The sequence below is a fragment of the Amycolatopsis mongoliensis genome, assembly GCF_030285665.1.
GTDB classification, from domain to species: domain Bacteria; phylum Actinomycetota; class Actinomycetes; order Mycobacteriales; family Pseudonocardiaceae; genus Amycolatopsis; species Amycolatopsis mongoliensis.
The window spans coordinates 2,234,475-2,248,309 of record NZ_CP127295.1 but is presented as its reverse complement, the minus strand read 5'-3'; the positions used below and the strand labels follow the sequence as shown (position 1 = coordinate 2,248,309).

The following is a 13,835-nucleotide window of genomic DNA, read 5'->3' as shown; positions in this document are numbered from 1 at the left end:
CCAGGTCACGGCGGTCGGGGAGCCGGCTGGGCTTCAGAGGGGAGCCCACGTGACAACCGAAGCACCACCCAGGCCGCAGCGCGCGATCGTTCGTCTCCGCCCGACGGCACGGGCCCGCGAAGGCCTGTTCGCCCTGATCGTCGGCGGAGTCCTTTCCGCCCTGTTCAACTATCCCGTCCTGCTGCACCCGAAGTCGCTCGTCACCGCCGACCTCGGCGACCCGCTGCTGCAGGCGTGGCAGCTGGCGTGGCAGCACAACTTCGCGACCGGCGGTGGGCCACTGTGGACGGGCAACACGCTCTTCCCGGGGCCCGACAGCTTCGCCTTTTCCGACTCGCTGCTCGGCTACCTGCCGCTGACCCTGTTCGGCGACGGTCAGTACGCCGCGGTCTTCCGCTACAACATCGTCTTCCTGATCTCCTTCGCGCTGGCCTACGCCGGCGCCTACCTGCTTGTGCGCCAGCTGGGCGGGACCTGGCAGGCCGCGGCACTGGCCGGTGTCGCCTTCGCCTGGGCGCCGTGGCGGCTGACCCACATCAGCCACCTCAACATCCTTTCCTCGGGCGGGATCGCCCTCGCGCTCTTCGCGCTGGCCCGCGGCCACGGCTACTCCCTGCGGCACGGCCGCCGTCCCGAGCTGGCCCGCCCTTGGTGGGCGTTCGTCGGCTGGGTGGTCGCGGCGTGGCAGGTGACGCTCGGCTTCGCCGTCGGTCTCCCGTTCATCTACCTGTTGGGCGTCGTCGGGCTCGTCATCCTGGTGACGGCGCTGCGGCGGTGGCGGTCGTTCGGCACCCGGCTGGCCGTGCTCGACGGCGCCGGCGTCGTGATCTTCCTTGTCGTCACTTACCTGATGACCGTTCCGTACCGGCAGGTCGTCACCGACTACGGGTTCGTCCGGCCCTGGGACGAGGTCAAGGTCTTTTCGCCGCCGGCGGACGGGCTGTTCACCACCCTCAGCTCGACCTGGCTGTGGCAGGGCACGCCACTGGACCCGAACACCGGTGTCCTGGTCGACTCGAACTGGCTCATGCAGCCCGGCGCGTCCGAGAAGGTCCTGTTCCCCGGGCTGGCGCTGCTGGTCGTGGCGCTCGTGGGGCTGTTCTTCAGCGCGTGGTCGGTCCGGGTGCGGGCCGCCCTCGGCGTCGGCTCGGTCGTGGTGTTCGTGTTCGCGATGGGCTCGCAGTTCTTCGGCGGCGACTACACCTACTACATCCTGTGGCGGTACCTGCCGGGCTGGGACGCGTTGCGCACGCCCGGCCGCCTGATGCTGTGGGTGCTCCTGCTGCTGATCCTGCTCGCCGCGGGCGCGCTCACCCGCGCGGCCGAGTGGCTGCGCACCCGGAACACGTCGTACGGACAGGGCCGCTTCCTCCAGTTGCTGCTCGTGGTGCCCGCGTTGTTCGCGCTGGTGGAGGGCATCCCGGACGTCCCGCACCCGACGCCGCCGGGCATCCCGCCGGACCTCGCCAAGGCCTTCCGCGACGACCCGGGCCCGGCGCTGATCCTGCCGATGGTCCAGGAACCCGACCGGCCGTTCAGCGAGTTCGTCTACCAGTTCTGGTCCGTCGAAGGTTTCCCGACGCTCGCCAACGGCCACAACGGGCTCCTGCCGCCGCAGTACCTCGAGATCAACGAGGCGTTCAAGACGTTCCCGGATACCCACAGCGTCGACGTGCTGCGCAAGTACGGCATCCCGCGGGTGCTGGTGCTGAAGGTCGGCGCCGCCGGAACGCCGTACGAACAGGCGCTCACCCGGCCGCTCGACGGGCTGCCGCTCACCCGCACCGAGTCGACGGACCTCGTCACGTTCACCCTCCGCTAGTCACCTCTTCAGCCCCCGAAACTGTCGTACATATGTTCTAAAATGGGCGTTGTACAGGGGAGATGCCGCCCGCACCCGCGGGTGGTGTGATGGAGGAAGGCAGGGCCATGGCCTACATCACCCTGCCCACGTTCGTGGGCTACAGCGCCAGTACCGGTCCGTCGCGGTCGTCGTTCGTCCGGCGGCAGCGCCGGCTGTACGAGGACCCGGCACGAGCCGCGTTCAACTACTACCGGCGGGCGGCGAACGCCGTGCGGTCCGGGCGGGCGGCGGGGCAGGACGCGACGGCGTTGCGCGCCCTCGTCAACGCCGCCGACGACCGGACCAAACCGCACTACGCCGCGATAGCCGAGGGCTGGCTGCGGTACCTCGGCCGGAAGTCGCCGCGGCTGGTCGAGGTCGGGCGCGGCCGCTGCCGGATCGGCGACCTCGAGATCGGCGTCAGCCCGCAGCTCGGGCTCCGCAAGAGCGACGGCCGCCGGTACGCGACCTGGCTCTACTTCAAGGAGGAGCCGTTGACGAAGGACTCCGCGCAGCTCGCGCTGTGGGTGCTGGAGCAGGCGATGCCGGACATCCTGCCGGGCGGGCACGCGCTGGTGATCGACGTCCGCCGGAGCAAGGAGTTCCAGCTCTCCGCCCGCGACCGCGAACGGTTGCGGCCCTGGGCCCGCAGCGAGGCTTCGGCGTTCCTCACGCTCTGGGACGCCGCCTGAGCCGGGGAGGCGCCGGGGCCGCCCGGCGCCTCCCTTAGCATCGCCCCCGAGCGTTCAGGGGGGCGACGATGAGACTGGTCGCGGGACGGTACGCGATCTCGGCCGAGCTGGGCCGGGGCGGCATGGGCGTCGTCTGGCGCGCCGAGGACAGGGTGCTCGGGCGGCCGGTCGCGCTGAAGGAGCTGGCCACCCCGCCGGGCACCAACCTCGAGCGGGTCATGCGCGAGGCCCGGACAGCCGGGCGGCTCAACGACCCCGGTGTCGTCACGGTCTACGACGTCGTCAGCGAGCAGGGCGCCACGTTCATCGTCATGGAACTGGTGGTCGCGCCGACGCTCGCCGACGTCGTCGGGCGCGAAGGTCCGCTGGCGAACGACCGCGTCGCCGCGCTCGGCCTGCAGGTGCTGGGCGCACTGGAGAGCGCGCACGCGGCCGGCGTCGTGCACCGGGACGTCAAGCCCAGCAACATCATGGTGCTGCCCGGCGACCGCGTGAAGCTCGCCGACTTCGGCATCGCGCGGGCGATGGACGACCCGGCGCTGACGCAGACCGGCGGCGTCATGGGCTCGCCCGGCTACATGGCGCCCGAGCTGTTCGCCGGGGCCGGCCCGTCGCCCGCGTCCGACCTCTGGTCGCTGGGCGCGACGCTCTTCCACGCCGCCGAAGGCCGGGCGCCCTTCCAGCGCACCACCACGGCCGCGACGCTGCACGCGATCATGTACGACCAGCCGGTGCTGGAGCGCTGCCGCGGCCCGCTCGCCGACGCCGTCCGCGGGCTGCTCACGCAGTCCGCTTCGGACCGGTTGAGCGCGTCGGGACTGCGGGGCCTGCTGCAGACCGCGCGCACCGCGATCACCGACTCGCCGACGCAGGCGGTCGACCCGGCTGCGCTGCCGACGATCGTCTTCGAGCCGGTGACGGCGAAGGTGGCCCCGCCGTCACCGACCACAGTGGACTGGGAGCCGCGTCGCAAACGGCGTCTCCCGCTGGTGCTGACCGGCGTGGCGGTCGCGGTGGTCGCCGCGCTCGGCACGGTCTTCCTCCTCAAGCCGGACCGCACCACGCCGGTGGCCGCGGGAGCCACGCCGACATCGACCTCCGCGACGCCGACCACCAGCAAGAAACCCAGCTCCAAGAAGCCCACGCCGTCCCCGAGCACATCTGCCCTGCCCGGAGCGAGCGCCACGGTCCCGCCGCCGTCGACGACCACCGGCGAGAAGCCCCACCCGGCCGAGGTGCCGCTGATCCGGTACCACCAGCCGGACGGCGGCCACTTCAGCGGCACGAAGAAGATCGGCCCGCCGGCCGGGTTCACCAAGGAAGGCGTGTTCGGCTCGCTCGTCGCGACGGCCGAGCCGGGCACGCGGAAGCTGTTCGCCTGCAAGGTGAAGGACGGGAAGGACTGGTTCACCTCGCCCGACCAGAGCGGCAAGTGCGAGGGCCAGCAGTCACTCGGCCTGCTCGGGCACATCTACGCCAATCCGCCGTCCTGGGCGGGCGCGCGGGCGCTCTACCGCTGCAACGCGGGCGCGAGCCACTTCGACTCGCTCGACGCCGGGTGCGAGGGCAAGACCAAGGAGTTCCTGATGGGCTACGTCGTCGTCTGAAGCACCGCGGCCACGAGGTCCGGGCGCGTGACGAACGGGTGGTGCGCCACCGGCAGCTCGACGACGTCGGTCGCGCGCGCCGCCTGTTCCCGCTGCTTCTCCGGCTGCGTCGCGCGGTCGTCGGCGCAGACGACGTAGGTGGACGGGATCTCCCGCCACGCGGCTGCCGTCGTCCGCTGGCCGAACACCGCTTCGTTCTGGACCGTGAGCCGGGCCGCGGCGCCGGCGTACGTGGCGTCGTCGAAGTCCTGCGCGAACAGCGGCCGCACCAGCTCCTCCCGGACACCGGCCGTCCCGTCGCCGTGGCTGACGTGCCACGGCGGTGGCTCGCCGGTGCCGAAGTCCGCGAGCGCCTCGCCGGTGTCCGGCAGGAACGACGTCACGTAGACGAGCCGGCGGACCGCGGGGTGGCCGCCGGCCTGGGTGATCACCACCCCGCCGTAGGAGTGCCCGACGAGCACGGCGGGCTCGTCGGAGGCGTCCAGCAGCGCGCGGACGGCGGCCGCGTCGTCGTGGAGGTCGCCGCGCGGTTCGCGCTCGCAGCTCGGCAACACCGCCGCTGAGCTGCGCAGACCGTGCCCGGCGAGGACGTCCGCCGTCGGCTGCCACCACCAGGCGCCGTCCCGGACGAACGCCCCGTGGACGAAGAGAACTCGCATGGTGACAATCTGGCAGAACCCACCCGGTCGAGTGACACAGTTCGCGGTGAGCGGATGAGGGCTGGACAAACCGGAGACCGAACACGAAGCTTTCGCGTGTTCTTTCGTGCCCGGCCGAGTCAGAGGTCGTAACAGTGAATGCTGCCTGGGAAGCCGTCTCCCGCGTCGCCGACGAACCCGCCTGGTACTGGGTGTACGACAAGCTGGGGTTCTGGCCGAGCACCTACGCCCACGCCTGGCCGGGCTTCCGCGAGCCGGCGCCGTCGCGGACCTGGGACCTTTCGCCCGGCGACGTGGACCGCGCCTCGGCCGAGTTCCGCCTCGGCCCGTACGCCGTCGAGGAGCACCAGGTCTCGGCGATCGCGCTGGCCGCGTTCCGCGAGGTCTGCGGCCCCGACGACTGGATGTGGGCGCTGCACTGGCAGCACCAGTCCTACCGCGTCCGGCCGCACCGGATGACCGAAGGCGCGCGCTGGCCGGTGCCGGTCTTCCCGCGCGCGGACTACCACCTGTTCCTGGCCGCGGACTTCTCGTTCGGCACGCTCGGCCACCCGTGGGAGCGCACGCTCTGCGTGTTCGGCGAGAAGCTGGTGCCCGCCTTCGAGCGGCACGGCGAAGGCGTGCTGACGAACGTCCTGCGCAGCGACGGGAAGCCGTCTGCACTGGCCCGCTGAGCTCGCGGTTGATCTCTTGCTACCGTTCTCCGGGTGTTCGAATATCACGGCTGGGTGACCATCCAGGCGACCGCGAGCGGCGACGACGACGCGGCGCTCCTGGAGCGCCTGGTCGACCGCGTACACCGCGCTATCCGCGACGCGGGTGACTTCGACCTGGTCGACCTCCGCTGGAGCGCGGGCATGCCGATGCTCCACTTCGCGGGCTTCGACAAGCACGGCGGCCGCCTGGCCCCCGAGCTGCTGGAGCTGTTCACCCGGGCCGGCGAGCTGGCCCCGGGGTCGTACGGGCTCCTGCACATCTGGGACGACCAGGACCCCGAGCACGACAACGAGTTCCGCGTGTACCGCATGGCCCGCGGCCAGGTGACGGAACGCGAAGACCCGCACCTGACCCCGGTGGCACCGACGGTTCTGGACGTCTACGAGCTGTAGCCACATCGCAACCGCGCCTGAGTAGATCTGCTCAAGACACCCGCGGGACCCGGCGAGACCGTGGTCACATGACCAAATCCGGAACCACGTCCCCCACCACGACGGCCTTCTACATCCAGGCGGCGATCTCGTTCGGCCTGGCGCTGGCAGCGGTCACCGGCGGGATCGCGTACCTCCCGGTCGACGGCTGGATCCGCGGTTTCCTCGCCCTCGGCGCGCTCTACCTGGTGACCTCGACCTTCACGCTGGCCAAGTGCGTCCGCGACAGACAGGACGAGACCTCCGTGGTCTCCCGCGTCGACCAGGCCCGGCTCGACAAGCTCCTCGCCGAGCACGACCCCTTCAAGACCACCGCGGTGTAAGGGAAGTGGCCACCCCCGAACTCCGGGGGTGGCCGCTGGACTCACGGGTGGCGCGGCACCCGCGGCCGTCCGCCCGGCTCCTGCTTCGGCGGCTTCTGGCCGACGCCCGGGAACGTCGGCGCCGGCAGGTTGGCCTGCTCGTAGCGGGACAGCGTCAGCGGGCCCGACGTGTCCGGGAGCACCGGCGGCTGCGCCTTGTGGTCGTCGAACCGGAACGCCGAGGTCATGTCCCCGAAGGTGCGGCGCCGCCACTGCGAGATGTTCGGCTCGGCCACGCCGGTCACCTTCTCCAGGAACTGCAGCGTCGACGTGTGGTCGAAGTTCTCGCTGCACACCCAGCCGCCCGCGGTCCACGGCGACACGACGATCGCCGGTACGCGGTAGCCCGCGCCGACCGGGAGGCCGTTGCCCGGGGTGCCGCCCGGCGAGGTCTTCGTGACGAACTCGCCCGGCGTGCCGGCCGGCGGGGTCGGCGGGACGACGTGGTCGAACAGGCCGTCGTTCTCGTCGTAGTTGAGGATGAACACCGTCTTGGCCCAGACCTCCGGGTTGGCCGCGATCGCGTCGATCTTCGACGCGACGAACGCGGCGCCCTCGGCGGGCGTGTACTGCGGGTGCTCGGAGGCCGTCGAGGTGCAGATGATCCACGAGACCGTCGGCAGCTTGTCGTTGCGCGCGTCGTACTCGAACTGGCCTTCGGGCCGGTGGGTGAGGCCGTTGACCGCCAGCGGCGAGTCCGCGGGGGCGTTCCTGAAGTTCGCGAAGTTCTCCAGCATGTTGCACCCGTAGGTGTCGCTCTGCTCGTACACCTTCCAGCTGACGCCGGCCGCCTGCAGCCGCTCGGCGTACGTCGTCCAGGTGTAGCCGCCCGCCGGGGCCTTGTTGTCGAGGATCGGGCCGCCGTGCTCGCCGTCGGGGTCGATCGTGCCGGTCATCCACATCATCCGGTTCGGCCAGGTCGGGCCGAACACCGAGCAGTGGTAGGCGTCGCAGATCGTGAACGCCTCGGCCAGCGCGAACTGGAACGGCAGGTCGGCGCGGGTGTGGTAGCCCATGACGTACGGGCCGTTCTTGCCGTCGGCCTTGCGGTGGGCCGGCAGCCAGCTGTCCATCTTCCCGCCGTTCCAGGCGTCGTGCTGGACCTGCCACGCGTGCGACGTCGACGGGATCTTCTGCGCGTTGGTGGCGTGGGTGTCCAGGTGGAACGGCAGCGCATAACCCGCGGGGTTCTCGGCGTCGGGCTGGTAGAAGACGGGCTTGCCGTTCGGCAGCCGCGCGGCGTGCGGGTCGCCGAACCCGCGGACGCCGGACAGCGTGCCGAAGTAGTGGTCGAAGGACCGGTTCTCCTGCATGAGCAGCACGACGTGCTCGATGTCCTTCAGCGAACCGTGCTGGGGAGCACCCTGTGCGAGCGCCCGCTGGACGTTCGGCGGCATGAGGGTGGCGGCAGCGGCGGTGGCGGCGGCTCCGGCGGCCCCACCGAGGAGACGACGGCGAGTCAGTTCGGTCATGTCCAGCACGATCACGCGGGAGCATCACCCGAAGAGGTGGCATCGCGGGAACGCGGCCGGAACACCAGATGAAAACAGTTGCCGAACCGGCGCGAACCCGGCCGGAAGGTAACAGTCCAGTTGTGACGGCGATCACCAGACGAGTTCACGCGCGAAGTCTGGCGAAGGCGCTGTGGGGTTCCGGGGGCTCGGCCCCCGGGTGAAATGGCGAAGGGGCCGAGGTCGACGCGTTACGTCGACACACGGCCCCTGTTCCTGAGCGGATGACGGGATTCGAACCCGCGACCCTCACCTTGGCAAGGTGATGCGCTACCAGCTGCGCTACATCCGCACTGCCTTGCTGATGGGAAGTACTCTATACCCTCCCAAAACTGCTCCGATGAGCGGGTCCCCCGGTGCACTGACCCGGTGCTTCGGTGTCACAGCTGGCGTACAAGGGGTGACGACGGCTGATTCCCTCCGTATGGTGTCCCCATTCGACCGAACGGGGAGACCTTCGGGGAGGAGGTGCCGGGCCGGATGACCGAGCTGGGCACGGTGCCGCCACCAGCGGCCTCGGAATCCGACGAGCAGGCACTGCTGCAACGACTTCGAAACGGCGAAGACGCCGCGTTCGGGGAGCTGTTCGAGCTGCACGCCGCCGCCGTCCGCCGGCTCGCGCAGAGCCTCGCGGCCGACCGGTCCGAGGCCGAGGACATCACCGCGGAGACGTTCTTCCGCGTCCTGCAGGCCCTTCGCCGCGGCGCCGGCCCCAGAGACTACGTCCGCGCCTACCTCCTCACCGTCGCCCGCCGGGTCTCCTGGGAGTGGCACGGTGCCCGCCGCGACGTCCCCGTGTCGGACGACGAGCTGACCTTCCGCGCCGGCGCGGGTGCCGACACGCACGCCCGCACGGCCGAGCACACGCTGATCACGACGGCGTTCACCAGCCTGCCCGAGCGCTGGCGGACCGTCCTGTGGCAGACCGAGGTCGAGGGCGAGCAGCCCGCCATGGTCGCCACCCACTTCGGGCTGAGCGCGAACGCCACCGCGGCCCTGGCCCGACGTGCCCGTCAGGGCCTCCGCGCGGCGTACTTGCAGGCACACCTTTCGGTGAACCGCGGGCCGGACTCGTGCCGCGCGGTCGTCGAGAAGCTCGGCGGGTTCACCGCGGGCAGCGTCACCGGCGCCGAAGCCGAGCGGATCAAGGCGCACCTGCACGGCTGCCCGTCGTGCCGCACGACCCAGGACGAGCTGCGCGACGTCTGCTCGTCGCTGCGCGCGCACGCCGGGGTGCTGGTGCTGCTGGTGCCGGCGGCGGGAGCCGCCGCGAGCGGCAGCGGCGTGCTGGCCGGGCTCGGCACGACGATCAAGGGCGTGCTGGTCGGCTCGAAGGTCAAGATCGGGCTCGCGCTGGCGTCGACCGCGGCCGTGGGTGCCGTCGGTGTCGCGGCCGGCCCCGTCCTGTTCGGGACTACGCCGGTGCAGGACGTCGGGCTGACCGGCGGCGTGCCGGAGCTCGTCGTGGTGCCGCCGAGCGAAACGCACCACCAGCCGCCCCCGCAGCCGCAGCAGGACCCGCTGATCGGCATCGGCGTGCTCAACGGCCGCGGCACCGGGGTCACCGTCCCGGCGCGGCAGCGCACCGGCGGCGGGCAGGTCGCGGCGAACGAGGTGCCCACAGTGCCGGCGGGCGACGTCCCGGCCGGGGACGTCGGCACCGGGACGCAGCCGGGCACGAGCGGCGACACCCCGCGCGACGACCTGTCGTCCTCGACCTTCAGCGCGCCCAGCCATGCCCAGACGTCGCCGCGGCTGGACGCGACGAGCACGGAAACGACGAAGTCCGCTGACCAGACGGTGCCGGAGAGCGCCGACGCACCCGAGCTGTCGCCGTCCGGCTGCCCGGAGAGCACGACGACGGTGCCGGGCAAGCCGGAGCCGACCGGAAGCGAACCGTCGTCCACCGAACCCTCGACGACGGTGACGCCGACGTCCGGGAAGCCGTGGCCGAGCCGCCCGTCCGCCGTCACCGATTCGAGCGAACCGGCGGATTCGACCGTGACCGGCTCGCCGGCTCCCTGAACTGCGGTGATCAACTTCGCCGGGTGGGATGTCCGATTCCTCCCTCGCGCGGGCGAGCCCGCGCACGGTACCGTTGTGGTGCTCACCCTGCGGGCGCCCCGGGAGGCAACTGAATGAACCGGCTGGTACGCGGCGAAGACGGCCGCGACTGGGTGGTCCGTGCCCAGATGGAATGGCGCGCACCGGCGACGGCCGACGACTTCGAGCACGACGTCGCCGGCAGTTACGGCCCCGGCATCGCGATGATCGTGGTCACCGCCCTGCTGGCCGTGATCCTCGTCGTGTGGACGCCGAACGAGGTCAACATCCCCGCGTGGGTGCTGCTGGCACTGCTGCTCGTGGTGCTGTTCTTCCCGCTGCGGTGGATCCTGCGCCGGCCGTGGACGGTGGTCGCCGAGACCGAGGGCGACATGACCGGCGACCGGCCGTCCGAGCGCTGGGTCGGCACCATCCGCGGCATGTTCACCGTGCAGGGCGAGGTCAAGAAGATCTCCAAGACGATCCAGCGCCACTCGCTGCCGGACTTCGACGGGCCGCTGCACCCGGTCGAGTAGCCGGTACCGGAAATCGGCCGGAGGGGTGAAACTGGGGACATGCCCGAACTGCCCGAGGTCGAAGCCCTGGCGCACCACCTGCGTGAGAACGCCGTCGGCCGGACGATCTTCCGCATCGATGTCGCATCGCTGAGCGTCCTGAAGACGGCGACTCCGCCGTGGACCGACCTGCACGGCCGCGAGATCACCGGCGCGACCCGGCACGGCAAGCACCTCGACGTCGTCGTGGGTGACCTGCACCTGGTCGTCCACCTGGCCCGCGCGGGCTGGCTGCGCTGGTCCGACGGCCTCGCCGCGGCGCCGCTCAAGCCGGGCAAGGGCCCGATCTCGCTGCGCGTGCACCTCGAGTCCGCCACCGGTCCCGGCTTCGACCTCACCGAAGCGGGCACGAAGAAGGGCCTCGCGGTGTGGGTCGTGAAGGACCCGCAGGAGATCGCGAGCGTGGCGCGCCTCGGCCCGGACGCCCTCTCGCTGGACGCCGTCCAGCTGCGCGAGCTGTTCGCCGGGAAGAACACCCGGCTGAAGTGGGCGCTCACCGACCAGTCGCTGATCGCCGGCATCGGCAACGCCTACTCCGACGAGATCATGCACCGCGCGAAGCTCTCCCCGTACGCGACGATCGGCAAGCTCGACGACGGCGCGCTGGAGACCCTGGCCGAGGCGATCGTCGAGATCGAGTCCGACGCGGTCCAGCGGTCGGTCGGCCAGAAGGCGGCGCGCCTGAAAGGCGAGAAGCGCTCGGGCCTGCGGGTGCACGCGCGCACCGGGCTGCCGTGCCCGGTCTGCGGTGACACGATCCGCGAGATCTCGTTCGCCGACAAGTCGTTCCAGTACTGCCCGACCTGCCAGACGGGCGGCAAGCCCCTGGCCGACCGCCGGATGTCGCGGCTGCTCAAGTAGCCGGGTGACACCTGTGGTCACCGCGTCACGCACCGGGATTCCCCCGTTCGGCCGCACGTGCTGCGCCGCCGCCGGACCCGACTCGGTGGCCACCGCGACCGTCGTTCGCGAAACCGCCCTCTTCCTGGCGCTTTCCCCGGATCCGGTGGAACAGGACGCCCCTCCCGCGTGTTGCGGACAGTGACCGGGTGGCACGTCGACCGACTCTTAGTAGGGTCGCTCCAACCCTCGGTCATCACAGTTGGACAGAAAGTGGGATCAGGCCTTGCACCCGGTTGGTCGAGCGCAGAGCATGGACGCCGTGTCCGGGTTTCCGCTTGCGCAGGTCGTCCCCTGGGGGGTCGCGGCCCTGCTCGGCATCGTGGTGATCGTGCTGCTCGTAAAACAGCGCAAGCCGGCCAGCGTGGTGGAGGACGCCATGCTGCAGGCCGTCCACCGGATGTCGAAGGCCGCGCCGAACCTCCGTTCCGGCCTGGACGAGGACGCCGCCGACAAGATCACCACCCAGCTGCTGCAGATGCTCGACTGCGTCGCCGTCGGCATCACCGACAGCGAGGGCACGCTGCTGTCCTGGGACGGCGAGGCGAACGAGCACTACGTCGACCTCGTCGACGCGATCGGCGCGGCCATCCGCAAGCACCGCCGCGAGGTCGTCGCGCACGACCGGATGCCGTGCAACCACCGCGGTACCTGCCGGATGAAGACCGCCGTCATCGTGCCGCTGCTGGTCGAGGGCGAGACCGAGGCGGCGCTGATCGTCGTCGGCCGCACCCGCGGGCGGCTGGTGCAGATGGCCGACGCCGTCGCCCAGTTCGTCTGCACGCAGTTCGAGCTGTCCCGCCTCGACGAGTCGAAGCAGCAGCTCCAGCAGGCCGAGATCAAGGCGCTGCGCGCGCAGATCTCGCCACACTTCGTCTACAACGCGCTCAACACGATCTCCGCGCTGATCCGCACGGACCCCGAAGAGGCGCGAGAGCTGCTTCAGGACTTCGCCGACTTCACGCGCTACTCGTTCCGGACGTCGGGCATGTTCACCTCGCTCGCCGAGGAGCTGCGCAACATCGACCGCTACCTGACGATCGAGAACGCCCGCTTCGGCGGCCGGCTCGAGGTGCGGATGAAGATCGCGCCCGAGGTGCTCAGCGTCGTCGTGCCGTTCCTGATCATCCAGCCGCTGGTGGAGAACGCCGTCAAGCACGGCTTGGCCAGCAAGCCCAGCGGCGGCTGCGTCACGGTGATCGCGCAGGACTACGGCACCGAAGCGCTGATCAGCGTCGAGGACGACGGCATCGGCATGGACCCGCGCCGGCTGAAGGACGTCAAGAACGCGCACAGCACCGGCGCGCACGTCGGGCTCGGCAACATCAGCCAGCGCATGCAGCAGGTCTTCGGCAGCGACTACGCGGTGATGGTCGAGACCGCGCCCGGCGCCGGCATGAAGGTGACGCTGCGGGTACCCAAGTTCGTCCCGGGTGTCCGGCCGAACATGCCGGACTACAGCGCCGAAACCGACGCCGCCGAGGCCGACGTCCCGTCGCAGGGCGGCCGGGCCCAGCTGAACGGCTCCGAGGTGAACGGTGTCAACGGCACGCGCTCCGGCATCCTCCCCATGGGCTGAATCCCGCTAGCCTGGCGTTATGAGCGTTACGGACAAACTGGCTTCGCGGATCCCGGGCCTCGCCGACCGGGTGGAGCGCAAGGACGTCGTGGCCGTGGTGAAGCTGCACGGCGTGATCACGCCGTCGCCGTCGCCGCTGGCCAGGGGTGCGATCAACCTCGCCGCCGTCGAAACGGCGCTGACCAGGGCGTTCGGTCACGAGCGGCTGAAGGCGGTCGCGTTGCTGATCAACTCGCCGGGCGGGGCGCCGACGCAGTCCGGGCTGGTCGCGGAGCGGATCCGGCAGCTGGCCGACGAGAAGGGCGTGCCGGTGCTGGCGTTCTGCGAGGACGTCGCCGCCTCCGGCGGGTACTGGCTGGCCTGCGCGGCCGACGAGATCTTCGCGCACCGGACGTCGATGGTCGGCTCGATCGGCGTGATCAGCGGCGGCTTCGGGTTCACCGGGCTGCTGGAGCGCTTCGGCGTCGAGAGGCGGCTGCACACGGCGGGCGCGAACAAGTCGCGGCTCGACCCGTTCTCGCCGGAGAAGCCGGAAGACGTCGAGTGGCTGAAGAAGATGCACGCCCAGCTCCACGAGCTGTTCGTGAACTGGGTGAAGGAGCGCCGCGGTGACCGGCTGACCGACGCCGAGGACCTGTTCACCGGCGATGTCTGGCTCGGCGCGAACGCGCTCGAGCTCGGCCTGATCGACGGCCTCGGCAGTCTCCGCCAGATCGTCACCGAGCGGTACCCGGACGCGGACATCTCGGTCGCCGAGCCGAAGCGCCCGCTGCTGGCGCGGCTCGGCCTGGGTGCTCCGGCCGCCGCGTCCGCGGTGCTCGACGCCGTGACGCAGAAGGCGGCCTGGTCCCGCTTCGGCCTCTGAGACCGATGTCCGGTTTGGGTACTTCCGGGCAGACTTTGTGACCTGGATCAC

General features: G+C 71.0%; 13 protein-coding genes and 1 tRNA gene. 11 read left to right on the top strand and 3 right to left on the bottom strand.

Translation table 11 applies throughout. The annotated features are described in order from the left end of the window. Positions 1 to 49: 49 nt before the first annotated feature. The 3 genes from QRX60_RS10860 (at position 50) to QRX60_RS10850 (ending at position 4,142) form a co-directional block, all read left to right on the top strand. Complete coding sequence (locus QRX60_RS10860) at positions 50 to 1,822, top strand: hypothetical protein (protein WP_286000641.1); 1,773 nt, start codon at positions 50 to 52, stop codon at positions 1,820 to 1,822. Positions 1,823 to 1,911: 89 nt separating this feature from the next. Continuing rightward, positions 1,912 to 2,535, top strand: a complete 624-nt coding sequence (locus tag QRX60_RS10855; RefSeq protein ID WP_286000640.1) for a hypothetical protein — start codon at positions 1,912 to 1,914, stop codon at positions 2,533 to 2,535. Between the two features lie 68 nt (positions 2,536 to 2,603). Continuing rightward, positions 2,604 to 4,142, top strand: a complete 1,539-nt coding sequence (locus QRX60_RS10850; protein ID WP_286000639.1) for a serine/threonine-protein kinase — start codon at positions 2,604 to 2,606, stop codon at positions 4,140 to 4,142. Here QRX60_RS10850 and QRX60_RS10845 read toward each other — a convergent pair. Next, positions 4,127 to 4,801 carry an alpha/beta fold hydrolase gene (locus QRX60_RS10845; RefSeq protein WP_286000638.1) on the bottom strand — a complete coding sequence of 225 codons (675 nt, stop codon included), beginning with the start codon at positions 4,799 to 4,801 and terminating at the stop codon, positions 4,127 to 4,129. The genes QRX60_RS10850 and QRX60_RS10845 overlap by 16 nt on opposite strands. 134 nt (positions 4,802 to 4,935) lie before the next feature. On the opposite strand from QRX60_RS10845, the gene QRX60_RS10840 reads away from it, so the two are divergent. From QRX60_RS10840 to QRX60_RS10830, 3 genes are all read left to right on the top strand, one after another. Further along, complete coding sequence (locus QRX60_RS10840) at positions 4,936 to 5,475, top strand: DUF2716 domain-containing protein (RefSeq protein ID WP_286000637.1); 540 nt, start codon at positions 4,936 to 4,938, stop codon at positions 5,473 to 5,475. Between the two features lie 33 nt (positions 5,476 to 5,508). After that, positions 5,509 to 5,910: an immunity 7 family protein gene (locus QRX60_RS10835; protein ID WP_286000636.1), complete on the top strand. Its 402-nt coding sequence runs from the start codon at positions 5,509 to 5,511 to the stop codon at positions 5,908 to 5,910. Between the two features lie 68 nt (positions 5,911 to 5,978). Further along, entirely contained in the window at positions 5,979 to 6,272 is a 294-nt protein-coding gene (locus QRX60_RS10830; RefSeq protein WP_286000635.1) for a YiaA/YiaB family inner membrane protein, read from the top strand. Positions 6,273 to 6,313: 41 nt separating this feature from the next. Here the strand turns inward: QRX60_RS10830 and QRX60_RS10825 are convergent, their stop codons facing one another. Together QRX60_RS10825 and QRX60_RS10820 are read right to left on the bottom strand one after the other, a co-directional pair. Next, positions 6,314 to 7,783, bottom strand: coding sequence for a phosphocholine-specific phospholipase C (locus QRX60_RS10825; RefSeq protein WP_286000634.1), 1,470 nt, complete (start codon positions 7,781 to 7,783; stop codon positions 6,314 to 6,316). A 258-nt stretch (positions 7,784 to 8,041) separates the two neighbouring features. Next, a tRNA-Gly gene (locus tag QRX60_RS10820) sits at positions 8,042 to 8,114 on the bottom strand. Between the two features lie 188 nt (positions 8,115 to 8,302). On the opposite strand from QRX60_RS10820, the gene QRX60_RS10815 reads away from it, so the two are divergent. The 5 genes from QRX60_RS10815 (at position 8,303) to QRX60_RS10795 (ending at position 13,784) form a co-directional block, all read left to right on the top strand. Further along, complete coding sequence (locus QRX60_RS10815; RefSeq protein ID WP_286000633.1) at positions 8,303 to 9,847, top strand: sigma-70 family RNA polymerase sigma factor; 1,545 nt, start codon at positions 8,303 to 8,305, stop codon at positions 9,845 to 9,847. Between the two features lie 113 nt (positions 9,848 to 9,960). Further along, entirely contained in the window at positions 9,961 to 10,401 is a 441-nt protein-coding gene (locus QRX60_RS10810) for a DUF983 domain-containing protein (protein WP_257922856.1), read from the top strand. A 39-nt stretch (positions 10,402 to 10,440) separates the two neighbouring features. Then, a complete protein-coding gene (locus tag QRX60_RS10805; RefSeq protein WP_286000632.1) occupies positions 10,441 to 11,301 on the top strand; it encodes an Fpg/Nei family DNA glycosylase in 861 nt (286 codons plus the stop codon). A gap of 292 nt (positions 11,302 to 11,593) precedes the next feature. Next, positions 11,594 to 12,919 (top strand): histidine kinase, encoded by a 1,326-nt coding sequence (locus QRX60_RS10800; protein ID WP_286000631.1) that lies wholly within the window; start codon positions 11,594 to 11,596, stop codon positions 12,917 to 12,919. Between the two features lie 19 nt (positions 12,920 to 12,938). Further along, positions 12,939 to 13,784 carry a S49 family peptidase gene (locus QRX60_RS10795; protein ID WP_286000630.1) on the top strand — a complete coding sequence of 282 codons (846 nt, stop codon included), beginning with the start codon at positions 12,939 to 12,941 and terminating at the stop codon, positions 13,782 to 13,784. Positions 13,785 to 13,835 lie beyond the last annotated feature (51 nt).